Annotated in this window: 21 protein-coding genes and 1 tRNA gene; 5 read left to right on the top strand and 17 right to left on the bottom strand. The window is 62.2% G+C overall.

Annotated features, from left to right (window positions below):
* The first annotated feature begins 314 nt into the window (after positions 1–314).
* Together VF769_RS13135 and VF769_RS13130 are read left to right on the top strand one after the other, a co-directional pair.
* Positions 315–884, top strand: a complete 570-nt coding sequence (locus tag VF769_RS13135) for a hypothetical protein (RefSeq protein WP_331008871.1) — start codon at positions 315–317, stop codon at positions 882–884.
* A 268-nt stretch (positions 885–1,152) separates the two neighbouring features.
* The gene (locus VF769_RS13130) at positions 1,153–1,788 is read left to right on the top strand and encodes a glutathione S-transferase family protein (protein ID WP_331008870.1); all 636 of its coding nucleotides are present in this window, start codon (positions 1,153–1,155) and stop codon (positions 1,786–1,788) included.
* A gap of 124 nt (positions 1,789–1,912) precedes the next feature.
* Here VF769_RS13130 and VF769_RS13125 read toward each other — a convergent pair whose 3' ends face one another.
* Both VF769_RS13125 and VF769_RS13120 read right to left on the bottom strand, forming a co-directional pair.
* Positions 1,913–2,236, bottom strand: coding sequence for a hypothetical protein (locus tag VF769_RS13125; protein WP_331008869.1), 324 nt, complete (start codon positions 2,234–2,236; stop codon positions 1,913–1,915).
* Positions 2,237–2,407: 171 nt separating this feature from the next.
* Positions 2,408–2,680, bottom strand: a complete 273-nt coding sequence (locus VF769_RS13120) for a hypothetical protein (protein ID WP_331008868.1) — start codon at positions 2,678–2,680, stop codon at positions 2,408–2,410.
* Between the two features lie 155 nt (positions 2,681–2,835).
* On the opposite strand from VF769_RS13120, the gene VF769_RS13115 reads away from it, so the two are divergent.
* Positions 2,836–3,069, top strand: coding sequence for a DUF6429 family protein (locus VF769_RS13115; protein WP_331008867.1), 234 nt, complete (start codon positions 2,836–2,838; stop codon positions 3,067–3,069).
* Between the two features lie 86 nt (positions 3,070–3,155).
* Here VF769_RS13115 and VF769_RS13110 read toward each other — a convergent pair whose 3' ends face one another.
* Positions 3,156–3,473, bottom strand: a complete 318-nt coding sequence (locus VF769_RS13110; RefSeq protein WP_331008866.1) for a hypothetical protein — start codon at positions 3,471–3,473, stop codon at positions 3,156–3,158.
* 886 nt (positions 3,474–4,359) lie between these two features.
* Between VF769_RS13110 and VF769_RS13105 the strand changes: the two genes are divergently transcribed.
* Positions 4,360–4,662, top strand: coding sequence for a hypothetical protein (locus tag VF769_RS13105; RefSeq protein ID WP_331008865.1), 303 nt, complete (start codon positions 4,360–4,362; stop codon positions 4,660–4,662).
* A gap of 752 nt (positions 4,663–5,414) precedes the next feature.
* On the opposite strand, the gene VF769_RS13100 is transcribed toward VF769_RS13105, so the two are convergent.
* The 3 genes from VF769_RS13100 to VF769_RS13090 all read right to left on the bottom strand — a co-directional run bounded on the left by VF769_RS13100 (position 5,415) and on the right by VF769_RS13090 (position 7,710).
* Positions 5,415–6,650, bottom strand: coding sequence for a tyrosine-type recombinase/integrase (locus VF769_RS13100; protein WP_331008864.1), 1,236 nt, complete (start codon positions 6,648–6,650; stop codon positions 5,415–5,417).
* Between the two features lie 340 nt (positions 6,651–6,990).
* Positions 6,991–7,066 (bottom strand) — tRNA-Thr (locus VF769_RS13095).
* A 95-nt stretch (positions 7,067–7,161) separates the two neighbouring features.
* The gene (locus tag VF769_RS13090) at positions 7,162–7,710 is read right to left on the bottom strand and encodes a hypothetical protein (protein WP_331008863.1); all 549 of its coding nucleotides are present in this window, start codon (positions 7,708–7,710) and stop codon (positions 7,162–7,164) included.
* 172 nt (positions 7,711–7,882) lie between these two features.
* On the opposite strand from VF769_RS13090, the gene VF769_RS13085 reads away from it, so the two are divergent.
* Positions 7,883–8,341 (top strand): A24 family peptidase, encoded by a 459-nt coding sequence (locus VF769_RS13085; RefSeq protein ID WP_331008862.1) that lies wholly within the window; start codon positions 7,883–7,885, stop codon positions 8,339–8,341.
* Here the strand turns inward: VF769_RS13085 and VF769_RS13080 are convergent.
* The 11 genes from VF769_RS13080 to gspE are packed head-to-tail and all read right to left on the bottom strand — an operon-like array spanning position 8,338 to position 16,825.
* Positions 8,338–8,829 (bottom strand): hypothetical protein, encoded by a 492-nt coding sequence (locus tag VF769_RS13080; protein ID WP_331008861.1) that lies wholly within the window; start codon positions 8,827–8,829, stop codon positions 8,338–8,340. The genes VF769_RS13085 and VF769_RS13080 overlap by 4 nt on opposite strands.
* Positions 8,814–9,542, bottom strand: a complete 729-nt coding sequence (gene gspN / locus VF769_RS13075; protein ID WP_331008860.1) for a type II secretion system protein N — start codon at positions 9,540–9,542, stop codon at positions 8,814–8,816. The genes VF769_RS13080 and gspN overlap by 16 nt, the downstream gene beginning before the upstream one ends.
* On the bottom strand, positions 9,539–10,003 hold the full coding sequence (gene gspM, locus VF769_RS13070) for a type II secretion system protein GspM (protein ID WP_331008859.1): 465 nt from the start codon (positions 10,001–10,003) through the stop codon (positions 9,539–9,541). Before gspM ends, gspN begins: the two co-directional genes overlap by 4 nt.
* Positions 10,000–11,211, bottom strand: a complete 1,212-nt coding sequence (gene gspL, locus VF769_RS13065) for a type II secretion system protein GspL (protein ID WP_331008858.1) — start codon at positions 11,209–11,211, stop codon at positions 10,000–10,002. The genes gspM and gspL overlap by 4 nt, the downstream gene beginning before the upstream one ends.
* Positions 11,208–12,200, bottom strand: a complete 993-nt coding sequence (gene gspK / locus VF769_RS13060) for a type II secretion system minor pseudopilin GspK (protein ID WP_331008857.1) — start codon at positions 12,198–12,200, stop codon at positions 11,208–11,210. Before gspK ends, gspL begins: the two co-directional genes overlap by 4 nt.
* A complete protein-coding gene (gspJ, locus tag VF769_RS13055; protein ID WP_331008856.1) occupies positions 12,197–12,802 on the bottom strand; it encodes a type II secretion system minor pseudopilin GspJ in 606 nt (201 codons plus the stop codon). The genes gspK and gspJ overlap by 4 nt, the downstream gene beginning before the upstream one ends.
* Positions 12,799–13,170 (bottom strand): type II secretion system minor pseudopilin GspI, encoded by a 372-nt coding sequence (gene gspI / locus VF769_RS13050; protein ID WP_331008855.1) that lies wholly within the window; start codon positions 13,168–13,170, stop codon positions 12,799–12,801. Before gspI ends, gspJ begins: the two co-directional genes overlap by 4 nt.
* A complete protein-coding gene (locus VF769_RS13045; protein WP_331008854.1) occupies positions 13,151–13,645 on the bottom strand; it encodes a GspH/FimT family pseudopilin in 495 nt (164 codons plus the stop codon). The genes gspI and VF769_RS13045 overlap by 20 nt, the downstream gene beginning before the upstream one ends.
* A complete protein-coding gene (gspG, locus tag VF769_RS13040; protein ID WP_331008853.1) occupies positions 13,620–14,081 on the bottom strand; it encodes a type II secretion system major pseudopilin GspG in 462 nt (153 codons plus the stop codon). Before gspG ends, VF769_RS13045 begins: the two co-directional genes overlap by 26 nt.
* A gap of 4 nt (positions 14,082–14,085) precedes the next feature.
* Entirely contained in the window at positions 14,086–15,315 is a 1,230-nt protein-coding gene (gspF, locus tag VF769_RS13035; RefSeq protein WP_331008852.1) for a type II secretion system inner membrane protein GspF, read from the bottom strand.
* A gap of 4 nt (positions 15,316–15,319) precedes the next feature.
* Entirely contained in the window at positions 15,320–16,825 is a 1,506-nt protein-coding gene (gspE, locus tag VF769_RS13030; protein WP_331008851.1) for a type II secretion system ATPase GspE, read from the bottom strand.
* Between the last annotated feature and the right edge of the window lie 11 nt (positions 16,826–16,836).

The following is a 16,836-nucleotide window of genomic DNA, read 5'->3' as shown; positions in this document are numbered from 1 at the left end:
CGGGTTCATCAAATTGGAAGACGGCGACCGCGCCACGCTTCTTCGCGTCGCCTCTGAGGTCAAATGCGTCTTGAAGGACACCGTGCACAAACAACTTATACCGCTCGGATGAAACATCGCCACCGTCTGTGTTGGGCCACGCCCCGGCGCTGAGCAATATTTCTCGAATGACCGGCGCGCCGCAATCCTGCCGTTGGCGCCCTGCCCTTCAATCCGGCACGCCTGCGCCGTAAACAGACTTTGACGGTCCGCATGTGCACTGCTACCTCCCAGTAATGGTGCAATCTAAGAGGCTTTCGAGAATAGGCGTAGCCTTGTTCGCGCTGCTGCTGGCCGCGACATGGATCATGCACTTGGGAGCGATTAGAGACCACGGAGCGAGTTACACATACCTCGAATTGGCGATGTTCACGGTATCCTTGGTGGCTGGTTCATTTCTGGCTATTCAATCTTGGGGACCGGCAGCGACGAATTTCGTCGTAGGTTCGATCGGCGCAGTCCTGTCCGCCACAATGCTTCACATCGCCTTTGATTGGTTTCTTTTCTCAGCCTCATGGAATGCGTCTTGGGCGGTTCATGCTTCAGGAGTTGTGATCGCCAACCTTCTTGGTGCGCTCACCGTTTACGCCCCCATTTTTCTAGCGCTGCTCGCTGGAGCTGCGTGGATATCACATCGCCTCTCGGTTTGGCATTTTGGCGTCTTCGCGCTGGCGGGCTCGGCCGCAATGATCGTGCCTTACTTCGCGTGGGGGATTGATATCGATTCATTGGCGTTGGCTTGGTGGCCATTCCGGGCGGCAGACGTTGCCTTCGGAGCGGTCGCGGGTGTCGCCTTCTGGCACCTTGCGCGTCCAACAAAGAGCGCGCCGCCGGTGTCCGCTTAGGGCAAGCGCCAGGCCAATCGCAATTTTTCTAGAATGACAGGCGCGCTCTAAACCCGTCACTCGTGCCCAACCTGTCAGTTCGGCGCGCTCTCGCCGATCGCCGACATTGCAAGTCTCTGACAGAATATCGAAGTGAGGGTCGTCAAAGAACTAGAACCCCGTTGAGTTCGCGCGCGCCATGCACCCGCTTTGCCGTGATCTATCCCCGCTAACTCAGCCTGGAAAAAAGTGTTTTGCGTTAGCGAGGTAAATGTTTCAGGGCAACAAGATGAGCGAACTCATCATTTGGACTTTGGACTGGGTGCCCGAGGGGCCCCGTGGCTTTGTGCGTGATCTTCGCCTGCGATGGGCGTGCGAAGAAGCTAACCTAAAATACAAGATCGCAACTGTCGCGTTCGACGATCGCGAGACCAATCATCTGGGGCATCAGCCCTTCGGTCAGGTTCCCTTCCTTCAAGATGGCGCCTTGGAAATATTCGAAAGCGGCGCTTGCTTACTGCATTTGGCGCGGAAGAGCGTACAGCTGATGCCGCCTGATCAAGTTGGCGAAGCACAAACGACGCAATGGGTGATCGCAGCACTCAACTCGATAGAAATGGTTTCCGTGCCGTGGTGGTTCTTGGACATGACCGGGGCGAAGGAGAATGGACTCACTGACTGGATGGAGAGTCGACTTAGTCACATCGAGCGCGTCCTGACCGAGCGGGAATGGCTGGCCGCTGACCGCTTCACCGTGGCGGATCTATTGATGGCAGACGTTCTGCGTATTCCGAAAGTTCGCTCTCTCGGAAATCGTCCGGCGACAGAGTCTTATGTCACCCGCGTCACGGCGCGACCAGCATTCAAGAAAGCGTACGCCGAGCAATTGGCGCACTTTGCCGCCGCCGACGCGGGGCGCGCCTAGCCCAATCGACTGACTGCTTTGGGCCAGCGCCTGTCCATTCGTAATATTTCAGGAGTGGCTTGGCCGCTCAACTCCTGTCGCCGGTAATGTTGCGGGCGCTTAGGCAGGCCGTCGCCGGGAGCGGTCACTTCTCAGTTGCACCACCCTCTTCTGCGGGCGCTCGCAATGGAAAAGCTCTGCGGGCCAAAAGCACCGCCCCGCAGAGCAGCGCACAAACGGCTGCGATGACAGGTGTGTAGATAAGAATGATAGAGATGGATGCACCATTCCAAATCGCGCCGAACAGCCAACACGCGACGGTACTACCTACAGCTACGTAGAAACCGCGCAACTTAGGCCAGACCCAAACAACTATCGCCGGTGTCGAAAAGAAACCTATGAGCGTGATCCAGTTTTGCGGCGTCATTTCCTGAAGCAGCGATCGTATGTCACCAAATAAAGCTGCCATGCCGCGCCCCCGAAGCCACCGGGTCGACGCTATCGAAATGTCTTTTGGCGAGTCAACGGAATGTCCGCTGCGGGCCAAGGCCCGGCGCTGAGCAGTATTTCTCGAATGACCGGCGCGCCGCAATCCTGCCGCTAGCGCCCTGCCCGTCAATTCGGCGCGCTCTCGCCGAATTCAGACCGTCGTCAGGTAAGCTCGGATGTCCTCTACCAGCTGCTTCGCGCCAACCGAGTTCAGCAGGAGGTTCGTGTCGGTGCTATTCCACGCGGCAGCAATCGTTTCCGGGCGCCTCAGCAGGAAGTCACAATAGCGGTGAAGCTCGGCTCGTTGTTCACGGGGCTCCTCGGAAAGAAAATCTATCAAGCCCGACATCAGATCGGGGAACTGCAGGAGGAAATCTTGATGGACGTAAGCGCCCATTCGCCCCCAGATTTCGGGTGCCTTCACGTCTCTTCTCACTCAAGCTGAAAGCAAATGGGGCACAGGCATATCTGCCCAGTCAACGACTGCAATGGGCCAGCCTAGGCCGTAGCGACAATTTCCGCGACTGACTTGACCTCTCCATTCCTGCCATCCTGAAGATTGGTGTTAAAAGGGACGCCATGAACAAGGACAAGATCGACGAGGCGGTCCTGGCGCTGCTCTATCTGAACCACTGGCTGGAGAAGCCAACCGACGTGACGCACGCTTGGAAATCACTCGACTGGGAGACCATGGAACGCCTGCATGAACAGGGATTGATTTCTAACCCGGTCTCCAAATCGAAGGTGGTCGCATTCTCCGACGAGGGATTGCGCAAAGCGAAAGAGGCGTTTGCCAAGTTGTTCGAGGACTAGAGCCGCTTGCAAACGGCGAGTTCGCTCGGAACCAGTCAGCCGCGCCCCGCCCGCGGATTCGGCTCACGCTCGCCGATTAACGACACTCACCCATCAAGCACCAACGCGGTCTGGCCAATCAAGGAGCGAAGCTCTGCCGCTGTCGCACCCGCAAGCAGAACACCGACGGATGTTGCAGGCGGACCGTGCTCTTGACCTACGACCTGCCATTCGCGCGAGCCGATGCGAACGATCTGTCCGCTCGCGATCCTGCCGGGTTCATCAAATTGGAACACGGCGACCGCGCCACGCTTCTTCGCGTCGCCTCTGAGGTCAAATGCGTCTTGAAGGACACCGTGCACAAACAAACTATACCGCTCGGATGAAACATCGCCACCGTCTGTGTTGGGCCAGTGGTGCGCCATTCGTTAATTTTTCCGAATGGCGGCCCTGCTCCAATGCAGCCGCTCGCACCCTATCCGTCAAATCGGCGCACGATCGCCGACAGCGGACGTGTTTTTCTCAGGAGATGGGCTAGTATCCAGCGATGCTAAGAGTCCTTGCAAGCTTGGCTGCATTCATGGCCATCGCTCACACGCCCGCGTTCGCCTGTCGGGTTGCGCCTCGAAATCCGCCCACAATAATCTTCGAACAAGCCCCCAGCGGCGTCCGCGCCGACTTAATTGTCCTGCAAGTTGTGTTCGAAGACGTAGATGCGTTTCCCTCGCGCAGTAGGCCGCGCGTGGGAAGAGCAAGAATAGAAAGGGTCTTGCAGGGTACCTTTCGTCCCGAGAGCGAGATACTTGTGCGACCAATGCCCTTTAGCGGCGCTTGCCAAGCGGAAGTGAGTGTCGGCCAACGTGGCTACATCGTCGGCAGGGTGCAGCGGGTCCTTATCACTGAGAAGCGACCGTTCGCGGAAGACTCTTCGCAGGACCCTGATGTCATTATCGCCCTTGAGCCCTTTTGGGTGGGCTCACCGGAAACATGGCGGCAGCTCGAATAGAAGACAAACGCAGGGTGCTTGGAAAGTCCGCATGGGGCCAGTCGTGCGCCATCGGTGAAATTTTTCGAGTGGCAGGCCCACCCCAAACAAGCCGTTGGCGCCCTACTCGTTAATTCGGCTCACGATCGCCGATTGCAGCCATTGGGGTGAATCGGCACTGTTTGCAGATGACGCCAAGAAATACCTTCAGGCTCGGCGCGCACGACGCGTCTTATTACCTCCGCCTTTTCGACTTAGCGCCGATTTCCTCGGTTCGACCGGAATTGTGTCGGCGGTTTGGATGGTCAGATCAGGCAAGTGCAAAGGTGGGCGAAGGCGATTTGGAGTTCGACATCTACATGAACGCCGCCAATGGCGTTGTCGCTCCCGACCAACTAGATGCTGCGAGGTCAGTTCTCTCGCAAATAGTGGAGATAGACGACGCGGCACGCGCTATTCCCACCGACCTCGATCACGATGAAGTCCTTGCCCGCATCAAATTGATCGACGCGAACAAAGTTCGCTTTCGATACTTCGCAACAGCCGTCAACACAGAGTGGGACGTGGACTTCACGCTGAACGCCAACGGCGCTTGGGAGTGCGCAGGTATCGTACCCGCAAAGCAATGACCGGATTGGGCCACGGCCCGCGCCTGTGGCGATTTTTCTCGAATGACCGGCGCGCCACAAACCAGCCGTTCCCGCCCTACCCGTCAATCCGGCACGCCGTCGCCGAATTCAGACGTTTGATCAGCCCGGACAAACACCAATGGAGTCGAAGGCTTCTCCAAGCCCGTCTACTCGCGCGGTGTATGTGCCCCAAGCAAACGCCCATCGAAGCGTTGAAGCCTCCATGACTCGCCGTTCCAGCTCAGGATCGTCGATGCGCATCAACACGAGCGGACCGACGGGATAACCCGTCAACGAAATCGGTTCGGTTCCGTCGATCGAAAGCGTCAAGGGAACGGAGCTTCCAGAGAGACTTTCAGGCGAATTTCCAACCATTAGCCCAATGTGATCATCGTTCGTTCGCACCAAGTAGACGTTTATCTCGGGCCCGGACATGACGGCTCGACAGGGCGGTGCACCTTCGCTTGGACTACGAAGCGTCCAACCGACGGTGTCATCTGCGAACGCTGCTCTCGGCACGGACCAGAAGGCCACAAGGCAAAACAGAAGTGAAACAGTGGCCTTCAACACGCAACTATCCCCGCGCTCGCGCCGACTATAGTGAACAAGGTGAATGTCGGAAATGGGCCAATCGTAGTCTGCTGGACAAATTGTTGCGAACGGCAGCCGTCCGGCGCGAACGGGCCACAGCCAATTCCGTGCAGCCGTGCCGGTGGTCGACATCTCTACGTCTGTCGCCGCGATGGCTCGCTTTAGCCGAACAAGTCGGGCTGCGCTCCGACCGGCTCCTGAATCGGCATTCGCCGAGCCTTTAAGCGGTCTAGGTAGTCCGCCCACCATTGCATCATCGTGACGCGCTCGTCCCAGTACTGAGAGCGATTATACGCCCGGCGGACCTTATCGGGCTCACCGTGAGCGAGCGCGCGTTCAATTGCTTCGGATGAGAAGGCGGAATGTTCGTTGAGCAGCGAGGACGCTGAACTGCGAAATCCATGCGCGACATGTACGCTGCCATCGATGCCCATCGCCCGCAACGCCGCATTTAGGGCGCCGTCGCTCAAAGGATTATCGAGTGACCGGATTGAGGGAAAGCACAGCCGACCTCCCCCAGTGATCTCGCGAAGCGCCTCAAACTTCTCGACCGCCTGGCGCGAGAGGGGAATGCGATGCTCGCGCCGCATCTTGGTGCGATGCGCCGGGATGATCCAAAGCGCCGCCTTGGTGTCCACCTCCGGCCATTCCGACTGACGAAGCTCGCCGGGACGCGGAAACGTCAACGCCAGCAATTGGAGCGCAAGCTTGATGGTTCGGTGGCCCTCATAGCCGTCGATCGCCCGCAATAGTGCGCCGAACGCTTCGGGATTGGTAACCGCCGATTGGTGCCGTGTTTCGGGGGGCAAAAGCGCGCCCTTAAGCGGGGCCGATGGATCAACCTGGATCACATCTTCAATGACCGCGAGGCGAAAGACGGAGGACAGCACCCCGCGCATGCGACGGGCGGTTTCGCGGTTGCCCTTGGCCTCCACGACCCGGAGCACACGCAGAACATCGCGAGGCGTAATATCAGTGAGCTGCTGAGACCGAAGGTCCTTTGCCAGGACCTCGACGATCCATCTCGACTTCTTGAGCGTGGGTTCCGATCGCCCCGCTTTGGCGAGCCGGTCGAGATAGATGTCGGCGTAAGCGGCGAAGGTGGTTTCTTCACGTTGCGCCGCCGCGACTTCTTCCGCCCTCTTCTCGGCCGCAGGGTCTTTCCCCTCAAGCAGCAGCTTGCGCGCCGCGTAGCGTTTTTCTCGGGCCTCAAGCAGGCTCACCAGCGGGTACGGGCCAAACGGCATGTCGCGCTGTTTGCCGGCGTGGCGATAACTCATGCGCCAGAGCTTCTTGCCGTTCGGATAGACGTGCAGAAAGAGCCCATCGCCGTCGCTCAACTTTATGAGCTTCTCTCCAGCTTTGGCCTTTCGGCATTTGAGATCGGACAGTTTCATCGGCGAACCAGTGAATCTGGAGGTGTTGGGAAAGCGCCGATCCCCTCCTTCGCTTGCGACTCTGTACGGGTCACAAGGTGGGAATCGAATGATCGGGGCTCGGCACGGGGAAAATCTCGGCTCGCGTTGAGAAAATGACTCCGTGTTGGGAAATCCAAATCCGGCGTTTTTCTTCCCAACGATTTCCCAACATGGCGTTGAAAATCAATGAGACGCCCCGCTTCGGGACGCCACGGGCGCAAGCACACCGCAGAGGCGCAAAAATCTTTGTGGTTCAAGGAGTTCGAGACGATTTGCGACGCCCTGAGACGCTCTGCAAATTTGCTCGAAAAAGAGGGGATGGTGCCGCCTAGGTGACTCGAACACCTGACCTACGCATTACGAATGCGCCGCTCTACCGGCTGAGCTAAGGCGGCTTCCGATCCCGGGCAAAGCCCGTTCAGGAGCGCGGTTCATTACGCGCGGTCGGGCGGGAGGGCAAGCGCCAAGGGCGGGATTTGGCGCCGGATTCCTAGGAGGACGGCGGGAGCGCGCGCTCTGGAATGGCGTCTAGCGGCACGCCTCGGGGCATGGCGCGGATCACCCACCCCCAAAACAGCGGCAGCATCAGTAGAATTACGCCCAGTTTCACGAGATTGGCGAAGGGCAGCGCGTCGAGGGGGGTCCGCACCGCCACCAAGGCGAACGCCAGCATGCACAGGCCAATCAGAGCCAGCAGGAGAAGGAAAAAATAGCGCTTCGGCGTCTCGCCGATCAGCGCTTGGACCTTGGGGTTTTCCACAGCCAGCTGGGCCAGCGCGGCTCGGACGAAAGGCGTGTAGGTCGCGGAGCGATCCTCAAATTTGCCCCCGCCGAGAAAGTGGCCGTTGTCGATCTCGATCTTGCGCTCATGTTTGGGCTGAAGCTCAAACACGTACCGCCACGGTTTGGCGCGCGTGGGCTCATGGCAGAGGCGCACGCTGACGATGTTGCGCCAAGGGTAGCGCCGCTCGTGACCTGATGCGCCGCGCGTCACCAAGGCGTCAGGTTCGACACGCCATTCGCGCTCGCCGCGCGACATTTGCCCCCACCGACTGACATAATTAGCTGATTGCATTCTAGGGCGATGGCCTCGTCATGGATCGTCCAATGCTCAAGAACCGCGCTTCGACGAAAGATTCAAGGAATCTCGCTTCATTCGTTCAGTGCAATGCGTTGCCTCGCGCGCCGGTTCGGTTCCATGGTCGCGCGACATGACGCTCGTTCACTTCGCCACAACGCTTTTGGCGGCGCTCTTGACGCTGGTGACGATCATTGATCTGCGTACGATGCGTATTCCGGATGTGCTTAACGCCGCACTGGTTGTGTCCGGTTTGGCGGTCAATTGGATATTGCACCGCACGATCGTAGACGCGTTGGTCGGCGCGGTTGCGGGCTATGCGGCGATCTATGCGTTGAACGCCGTTTACCGCGCGCTGCGCGGCGGCGACGGCATAGGCATGGGCGACGCGAAATTGTTGGCAGGCGCTGGCGCCTGGCTCGGCTGGGTGGGGCTGCCGTTTGTGGCGTTGCTCGGCTCGGCTGTGGGCATCATTTTCGTGGCGATCCAGCGCCTCCGCGGACGCACGTTGCACGCACGGGACGCCCTCGCCTTCGGGCCGTTCCTATGCGTCGGCATTTTCGTGGTGTGGCTGGCGCAGGCTTATGCCTAGCGCGGCGCGCATGCCGCCAGACCGCCGACGGGAATCACTGTCTCCCAGCCATTGTCATCGCGCACGCGGACAATCGCGCGGCGAACAATAGCGCCATCACGCATCGGACGGGCGTCATCGAACGTGACGTCGAGGCTAAGCGTGAGGCGCCCATCGGAGAAGGTTTGCTCTTCGAAAATGCCGCTGACGCGTTGACCGCCGAATTCTGTGCGCGGCAGGATTCTGTCGCGGCCATTGGGGCGCACCACCAGCTGCGCCGGATTGTCATAGGCAGCCATGATGAAGCGCGGTTGTTGATCGCCGGCGGCCCAGAGCGAAAGACTGCATTGGCCGGGATTGAGCTGCTGCGGCTGCAGCACGTCGAAACGGATCTCATCGGCAGGTCCACGCGGGGCGCGGCCATTGCCGCCGCCGCTGGCGCATGCGGTGAGCGCGATGGCGGCAAGTGCAAACGCGATTCCGCGCGCGAGCTTCAATTTGGAAACCATCTCAGTTCCTCATTCCGTACCAATTGGCCCGTGCCTGCATCGGGCTGAAACCCCGCGACCGCCAGGGCGGCTTGTACTTCGGGGCTGGCGCTCAGGATAGCAAAACGCCATTCGCCGCCACCATCGCCGCGCAACCGCATGACGATATTCACCTGATCGGCGCCTGGATTCTGACCGACCAGCGTAATCAGCGCGTCCTCGCCGTCGCAGCGCGCTTCGCCGGCGAGCGGCGGGCCGTTGATGCGAAGCGCTTGGCTGGATTGCTGCAGCACGTAGGAGCGAATGGTCCCGGTCGCTTGGCGGCAGGCGCCGCCGACGAAGAAGATGTCGAGCGCTTCGATCTCGGTCGTGCCAGCGAGCACCACATTGTCGAGCGGCAGGCCGTTGATGCGCAAATGGTCCGACATCAAGCGTCGGTCTTCCATGTTGGCGAGCAGGCGCATATCGCCTTCGACATCGCCGGTGAGTTGGAGCGGCGCAATCACCCTGCCCTGCAGCAGATCGAATGGCGAGATACGCCAACTGAGCGTGGTGATCTGCAAGCCGCGTGTGCGCACGCCTTCCAGACGCCCATTCCATACACTGCCTTGCGCGCGGGCGTAGGTGAATTCGGGCGGTGCGAATGAGGCGACGAACGCCGCCGGCGCGCTCGCCAGCGCAAAGCCGATCAGCAGCACGAGGAAGACCACGACATGCCAGATGCGAATTCTCATGGACCTTCGACCAATTCGAATTCGGCGTTGACCTGATCGCTGGCGCCAACGCGGGTGATGGTGGTGCGCGCCACCGCGGCGCCGCGGCGGCCCGCCGCTTCGATCCAGCGATAGATCGCCACGGAGTCCGCGGCTTCAAACACGATGCGCAAACGCCCGGCGCCAGCGTCCTCCAAGCGCGCTGGCGTGAGGCTGACGGCTTGCGCTGCCGCGAGTGCGCGTTCGCGTATCGAGCCTTGCGCGCCGCCGCCTTGGGCGCGCAGCGTCTCGGCAAGCTGCGAGACTTGCGCGCTGACTTGGCGCGCGTTGACGAGATCGGCGGCGGAATCTTGCCGGAATTTGGCGGCGGTCATGTAAGCCCAGCCGGGTGCCAGAATCGCGAACACCAGCACCGCCGCGATCTGCACTAAGAGACGTTCGCGCGACGTGCGGGCGCGCCACCAAGCCGCGAGCTGCGTCATTGCGGCGCCTCCACGACCAGTTCCAGGACGAAACGACCGTCGCGCAGCGGCAGATCATGCGAGTCGAGCGTGAGGCCGTTGCCGCGCAAGGTCGCCGCAACGGCTTCGAGCGAGGCGGCGTCCGGCCCGGACAATTGCACGCGCACGCTACGACCAGGCGCTTGATGGCGCACATCATCGATACGAACGAGTGGTTGCCGGCGCAACGCGGCGACGATGGGCTCGGACACCGCGAGCACCGGATGATGCGCGGATTGCTCCATCTGGTTGGTGAGCGCAGCGACTTGCGCACGAAGATTTACGACGCGCGTATTCGGATTGGCCTCGCGGAAGTCGCGTTCGGCCATTTGCATGATTTGCGCGGCGGCTTGTTGATCACGGATGCCGGAAATGGCCTGCGAGCCAATTTGCAGCAGCAAGGCGGCGGCGGCGAGAAGCGCCGCAAAGCGCCAGAGTTTTAGGGGAGCCGCGCGGCGCGAGGCGACGGCGAACTCGCCCTGGCGCAAATTTGGAATTGTCGACGCCGCCTCCACCGCGCCCTTGGCAAGCATCAGCACCGGATCGACTCCAGCGCCCACGTCGAGCGCATTCGCGTATTGGCCGAGTGCTGCGCGCCACGTCGTTTCATCGCCGCCAAACAAGGTCACGCGCGTGGGTGCGATGGCGGTGTCGCGGAGCCATTGCGCAAACACGGGCGGAGCGAATGCGGGTTCGATCGAGAAACCGCCAGCGGCGCCGGCGGCGACGATCACGCGATTGGGAAACGAAGCGATAACGACTTCGTCGGGCGCGACGGGCCAGATGGCGCAATCGAGCACAACGAGATGCGGATCGGCGCCCAGGGTTCGGCAGCGCTCCAGCCAGGCCTGCAGCCGCTGCGACGAGATCGCCGCGACCAGACGTAGGCCGGCAGCGTCCTGCGCGTCGCCGACAGCGAAGTGCGTGTCCTGATCGTCGGCGAGCACGCCTTCAAACAGGAACGGCGCACCCGCGCGCGCTTGCGCTTCGGTCCGCGCCGGCAGCTCTAGCCGCTTCAGGCGCGCTTCGGCGCCAGGCAAAACCAAGATCGTGCGTTGCGGCGGCATGGCCGGCGGCGGCGTTTGATGCGCAGCACCTTGCGCCACGACCCTGCCGTCAGCGCTTATACGCGCCCAAACGATCTGCGCGGCCGGATTGTCGCCAGCAATGAGGACGAGGAACTCGCTCAAAGCGGATGCTCCGCGTCACCTACGCCGAACAAGCGCCGCACGACGGCGCCGGACTCGCCTCGGACATGGATCAGCGCCGCTTCCGACTCGCTGCCCCCTTCCCGTTCGACGCGGGCCTGCATGACGTAATAGCTCGTTTCCATCGTAAAGCTCGCCCGGCGGTATTCGTTCATCTCGAGCCCGACAAGCCGGGGATGTGCAAAAAATGCATCCAGATCTTCCCAGCCGCCGCGCGGCCGGTCGCGGATGATGGCGCGAGCATCGTCCACGCTAATGTCCGGGATGATCGTGGCCAGTAGCGGCGCTTGGTCAGACAGAAGCGTGTTGGGGTTCAGCAGATTGGGCGCGCTGGTGGGGCGGACGCAGGTGTAGCGCGCGATCTGCGTGATGATGTCGTCATTGAAACCCAGCACGCGGCGAAGTTCACCGAAATCGGCCAAGAGCGTATTGGCGGGAAGATAGGGCGCGCCGTTGGCGTAGACGCCGTCTTCCAGTCCGCCGGGCGACGGCAGCGTGTCGCGATCGATCCAATCGGCCAGCGCAGCGCCAAGCGCAACGCGATCGGAGCGGACGCCGACGAGATCAAGCAAGCGGGCGAATTGCATGACGGCGCCGGCATTGGCTGCGCCGGATTCGGTTTCGTCCTGCTGCACGAGACTATTCAGATTGAAGCAATTGCCGCCGTCGCGCAGCGTGACCTGCATGAGCCCATCATCGAGCGGGAACGAGAAGGTGCGGCCCTGCCATTCGGATTGATCGACGCGGGTGGTTTCGGCGCGCTCGGCCAGTTCGCCGAGCTTGGACCGGGCGTAAGCCTCGGCGCCCATCAGATACCAACGCGTCTGCTCCATACCGGTCTGATTGGCGGTGCGGCGGATACTGGTGCTGGCCGCATCGACCGCGACGATGGCCAGCGCCGACATGATCGAGACCATCGTCAGCACGGTGATCAGTGCTGCGCCGCGATCCTTGGGAGGTTTTTGGCTCATGCGCCAAGCCCCACGAACGCTTCGATGCGCACTTCGCCGTAACGCGGCAGATCGACGATCAGGGCCACGGCGCGCGGCGCTGCGCCGCCGCCCGAACCGATGAGCCATTGCGGGGTCCATTGCGCGCCGTCGAAGAATTCGAAGCGCGCATTGGAGGCTTCGGCGAAAAGGATACGCTCACTCATCGGCGCATCGCCAACCGTTTCCAGATTGGCGCGATTGGCGCGCCGCACTTGACCATCGACGATCCGATACTCGACCAGCGCGAGCGCGGTCACGACGCCACGGGTTTCGTCCGGCTCAGCTGTTGCGCGTACAAAGCTGAGCGGCGCGTCGACGTCGCCGCCGATGAATGCGGCGCGGCGCTGACCATTCGCTTCACGCACGTCGCGCATGACGAGCTGGGCCATATCGGCGGCGAGCAAGGCCCGCGCGGTCTGCACTTCGCGCAGAGCCTCGTGCGCTTCGCCGACACGGCGCTGGCTATCGACACTCTGCATCAGCATCAGCACGCAGCCGCTGGCGATCAGGCTGAACACGAAGAGCGAGACGAGCGCTTCCACAAGCGTGAAGCCGCCGTCGCGGGGTGCGCGTTTGGTCATGACGCGCCCGCCGCGACGAAGGCGTGGGCTCGGGCGGCGGGTGTGGCGTCGGACGCGCTGCTGACGGCGACGCTGACGCGCAGCATGTCGCCAGCCGGCGTAACCTGCGTGACGATCTGCCAATCGCGGCCGGCGAAGGTTTGGGCCTCGGCCCGTTGCCCCGGCGCCGGCGGGACGGCGCCGGCGACGAGTTCGACCAGTGCGTTTTGCGCGACGATGTCCGCCAAAGCGCGGGTTTCGACTTGTGACAGGGTTTGCAGCGAATGCGTCTGCAGCTGCACCAGGCCCACGCCCGCCATCGCGAACACGGCCAGCGCCACCAGCGCTTCGATCAATGAGAAGCCAAGATCACTCGGCGCGCGCGACATGTGCCCCTCCTTGACCGTCCACAATGACGCGCCAGCGCGCGCCGCCGCCGTCGAGGACAATCGCCGCTGGCGTCGCGCCGCCCAAGGTGTCGAACCGCACGATGCGCGGATCGTCTGCACCGGCGCTGGATTGTTCGACGCGGATTTGCAGATCGTCCGGCCAGACGCGGAAGCCGAGCGGCGAGTTTGGCGCGGTAGAAGCCCAGCCAGCGGGCTCAAGCCGCTCGAAGCCATAGCCTTCGTGTGTGGCGACGAGCGACATCGGGCGGTTCACCAAGATGCTCTCTTCACTGGCGGCCGCGATACGCGCCGCCATGCGTTCGGCCTCGGTGCGAGTCTTGTTGTCGGCGCCCGGCGCGAGCAACAGCACAGCGCCAGCCATCAGGCCGACGATCATCATCGCCGTCATCGCCTCGACGAGGCTGAAGCCCGCATCACGCGGCAGGCGTTTATTGCCAGTTGCCGATGTCCGCATCGATACCCTCGCCCCCTTCCTGGCCGTCAGCGCCGAGCGTGTAGAGATCGAACGGGCCGTGTTCGCCGGGGATCACGTATTGGTAAGGCCGGCCCCATGGATCGTCCGGCAGGCGGCGGATATAGGCTTCACGCGCCGCGCCGGTCGCGTCGGTGGTTTGGGTAAGGCCTTCGATACCGACATCCATGGCGGGGTAGCGCGAATTATCGAGGCGATAGAGTTCAAGCGCCTGTTCGATGACGCGGAGATCGGCGCGAGCCTTTTCGATGCGCGCGGTGTCTTGGCTCGGCAGCACGTTGATCACGACGATCGCGGTGACAAGGCCGATGATGACGATCACCACCATCATCTCGACCAGGGTGACGCCGGCGTCTCTGCGCAAGCGTTTGCCTTCGCGCAGGCGGCGTAGGCAGCGCTGAAAGAAATTGGACGCCATATGCTTATCCTGTGGCCAAGCGGTTGAGTTGCAGAATGGGCAGCATGATCGCCAGCACGATCGAGGCGACGACGATGCCCATGAAGACGATGATCGCAGGCTCAAGCAGGCTGAGCGCGGACGCGGTGAAGCTCTCGAATTCCTGATCGAGATAGTCGGCGGCTTTATCGAGCATGGCGGGCAGCTCACCCGCGTTCTCGCCGCTTTGCGTCATATAGGCGACCATGGGCGGAATGACGCCGGAGCGGCGCATGGCTTGGCTGAGCGGCTCGCCCTCCTCGATGCGCGCGGCCATCGCGTCCACCGCCTTGGCGGCGTGGCGGTTGCCGACGGATTCGCGCGCGGCGCGGACACTCTCCAGCACGGGCATGCCGGCGGCGACCAAAGTGGAGACGCCGCGTACGAAGCGGCTGGCGGTGACGATCGTGGCCCAGCGCCCGATCAGTGGCGCGCGCAGGATAAAGGCGTCGAGCGCGTAGCGGACATGTTCACGCCGCAGCAGCACACGCAGGAAGAGACCGCCACCGATCAAGGCGAGCAAGATCAGCGGCCAGAAATTCACCAGGAAGCCGGAGACGCCGATCAGGATTTGCGTCAGCAGAGGTAATTGCTGGTCGAAGCGCTCGAATTGCTCGGTGAGGCTCGGCACCACGAAGATCATCAGGCAGATGACGACGGTGAGCGCGACCAGGCTGAGCGCGGCCGGGTAGATCATCGCCGTCGTGACTTTCGAGCGCATCGCGTGTGCGCGCGCGAGATAATCCGCCAACCGATTGAGCACGAAATCGAGACGGCCAGCGCGTTCGCCGCCGGCGACGGCGGACCGATACAGCGTCGAGAAGGTCGCAGGATGGCGGCCGAGGGCGTCCGCAAGGCGTTGGCCTTCAAGAACACCAGCTTGCACATCGCTGATGATGCGGCGCGCGGCGGGCTGCTCTTGCTGCACGGCGATCATCGCCAGCGCTTCGTCCACCGGGACGGCGGCGTTGATCAGCGTGGAGAGCTGGCGCGTGACCAGCATCAGTGTTTTTTGATTGAGTTTGACGCCGCGCGCCGGCGCGATCGGGCCGGACTCGCGGGCGCGCGGTTTGCCCGTCTCGGCCAAGTCGATTTGCACCGGCAGCAAACGGCGGCGAACCAGTAGCGCGCGCGCTGCCGCTTCGTTAGCTGCATCCACACCGCCGCTTTTGCGCTGGCCGTCGGCGTCCACCGCGAGGTATTGAAAATGCGGCATCGCGCTAAGCCGCGCTCGCCGCGCGCAGGACGTCGCTGAGCGAAGTGATCCCCGCCGCGACGCATTTGAGGCCGCTCTTCATCAGCGGATCGGCGGCGCGGAACGCGTATGCGCCCATCTCCTGCTCATTGGCGCCCACATGGATGAGACGGCGAATTTCGTCATCAACCGCAACGAATTCGTAGAGACCGATACGGCCGACATAGCCGGAGCCGCGGCATTGTGGGCAGCCGACGCCCTCATAGACAATCGTGTCTTCAGCGCCGACGCAGCGAAGCATCTCCCGCTCTTGCGCGCCGATTACGGCGGGCTTTTTGCAGACGTTGCAAAGCCGACGCACGAGGCGTTGCGCGACAATGGCGCGGAGCGTCGAGGCCAAAAGATACGGCTCGACGCCCATGTCCTTCAGGCGCGTGATCGCCGCGACCGCGTCATTGGTGTGGACGGTCGAGAACACCAGATGGCCGGTGAGACTGGCTTGCACGGCGATCTGCGCCGTTTCGGCATCGCGGATTTCGCCCACCATCACCACGTCCGGGTCTTGGCGCAGGATCGCGCGCAAACCGGCGGCGAACGTCATGCCAACCTTGGCGTTGACTTGCGTTTGGCCGACGCCGTCGATCGCGTATTCGATTGGATCTTCGACGGTGAGGATATTGCGGGTTTGGTCGTTGAGCAGATTGAGCGCGGCGTAGAGCGTCGTCGTTTTGCCGGAGCCGGTCGGGCCGGTGACAAGGACGATACCGTTCGGCGTACGGAGCGACGCTTTGAAGCGATCGAGCAATTCATGGCTCATGCCGAGCGCGTCGAGGCTCCGGAGACCTTGATCCTTATCGAGCAAGCGCATGACCACACGCTCGCCATAGCGCGACGGCAGCGTCGAGACGCGGACATCGACGCCACGGCCACCCAGCGTCAACGAGATGCGGCCATCCTGCGGCAGGCGCTTTTCGGCGATGTCGAGGCGCGCCATGACTTTGATGCGGGACACAAGGCGCGCGCGCAGACGTGACGGCGCTTGCAGCACTTCGCGCAACGCGCCGTCGATGCGCAGTCGCACGACGACCGTATTTTCGTAGGGCTCGATGTGAATATCCGACGCGCCTTGGCTGATGGCTTCGGCGATCAGGCCGTTGATCAGCCGGATTACGGGCGCGTCGTCTTGGCTGTCGAGCAGATCGGCCGTCGCGTCAGCGCTGTCGGCGAGCGCATCGAGACTAGATTCGGCTTCGAACGATTGTGCGATCGAGCGCGCGGCTTCGGAGCTGACGGCGTAGGCTTTGGACAGCGCTTCATCAAAGGCGGGCGGTGCGAGTTCGACCACTTCGAACGGCGCGCCGAGGACGCGACGTACTTCCACCAATGCGAGCGAATTCGCGCCGGAGCGCATGCCGACGCGCCAGGGCGCTTCGGCGCTCAGCAGAACGACGCCGTTTCCCTTGGCGTAGGCGTAATCTAGCCGCGGCGCGAGCGGGGCGACCGATTCACCACCTGCGAAATGCGCGGCCATTGTCGCCCTCC

Origin of the sequence: Vitreimonas sp., from assembly GCF_036392335.1 — a bacterium.
GTDB lineage: Bacteria > Pseudomonadota > Alphaproteobacteria > Caulobacterales > Aquidulcibacteraceae > Vitreimonas.
This window is presented reverse-complemented; position numbering and strand designations above follow the sequence as displayed.

Excerpts from the sequence above, each read along its gene's own strand:
- VF769_RS13130 (WP_331008870.1), top strand. The coding sequence starts at position 1,153 with ATGAGCGAACTCATCATTTGGACTTTGGACTGGGTGCCCGAGGGGCCC.
- VF769_RS13125 (WP_331008869.1), bottom strand. The coding sequence starts at position 2,236 with ATGGCAGCTTTATTTGGTGACATACGATCGCTGCTTCAGGAAATGACG.
- VF769_RS13115 (WP_331008867.1), top strand. The coding sequence starts at position 2,836 with ATGAACAAGGACAAGATCGACGAGGCGGTCCTGGCGCTGCTCTATCTG.
- VF769_RS13110 (WP_331008866.1), bottom strand. The coding sequence starts at position 3,473 with ATGGCGCACCACTGGCCCAACACAGACGGTGGCGATGTTTCATCCGAG.
- VF769_RS13100 (WP_331008864.1), bottom strand. The coding sequence starts at position 6,650 with ATGAAACTGTCCGATCTCAAATGCCGAAAGGCCAAAGCTGGAGAGAAG.
- VF769_RS13090 (WP_331008863.1), bottom strand. The coding sequence starts at position 7,710 with ATGTCGCGCGGCGAGCGCGAATGGCGTGTCGAACCTGACGCCTTGGTG.
- VF769_RS13085 (WP_331008862.1), top strand. The coding sequence starts at position 7,883 with ATGACGCTCGTTCACTTCGCCACAACGCTTTTGGCGGCGCTCTTGACG.
- VF769_RS13080 (WP_331008861.1), bottom strand. The coding sequence starts at position 8,829 with ATGGTTTCCAAATTGAAGCTCGCGCGCGGAATCGCGTTTGCACTTGCC.
- gspN (WP_331008860.1), bottom strand. The coding sequence starts at position 9,542 with ATGAGAATTCGCATCTGGCATGTCGTGGTCTTCCTCGTGCTGCTGATC.
- gspM (WP_331008859.1), bottom strand. The coding sequence starts at position 10,003 with ATGACGCAGCTCGCGGCTTGGTGGCGCGCCCGCACGTCGCGCGAACGT.
- gspK (WP_331008857.1), bottom strand. The coding sequence starts at position 12,200 with ATGAGCCAAAAACCTCCCAAGGATCGCGGCGCAGCACTGATCACCGTG.
- gspJ (WP_331008856.1), bottom strand. The coding sequence starts at position 12,802 with ATGACCAAACGCGCACCCCGCGACGGCGGCTTCACGCTTGTGGAAGCG.
- gspI (WP_331008855.1), bottom strand. The coding sequence starts at position 13,170 with ATGTCGCGCGCGCCGAGTGATCTTGGCTTCTCATTGATCGAAGCGCTG.
- VF769_RS13045 (WP_331008854.1), bottom strand. The coding sequence starts at position 13,645 with ATGCGGACATCGGCAACTGGCAATAAACGCCTGCCGCGTGATGCGGGC.
- gspG (WP_331008853.1), bottom strand. The coding sequence starts at position 14,081 with ATGGCGTCCAATTTCTTTCAGCGCTGCCTACGCCGCCTGCGCGAAGGC.
- gspF (WP_331008852.1), bottom strand. The coding sequence starts at position 15,315 with ATGCCGCATTTTCAATACCTCGCGGTGGACGCCGACGGCCAGCGCAAA.
- gspE (WP_331008851.1), bottom strand. The coding sequence starts at position 16,825 with ATGGCCGCGCATTTCGCAGGTGGTGAATCGGTCGCCCCGCTCGCGCCG.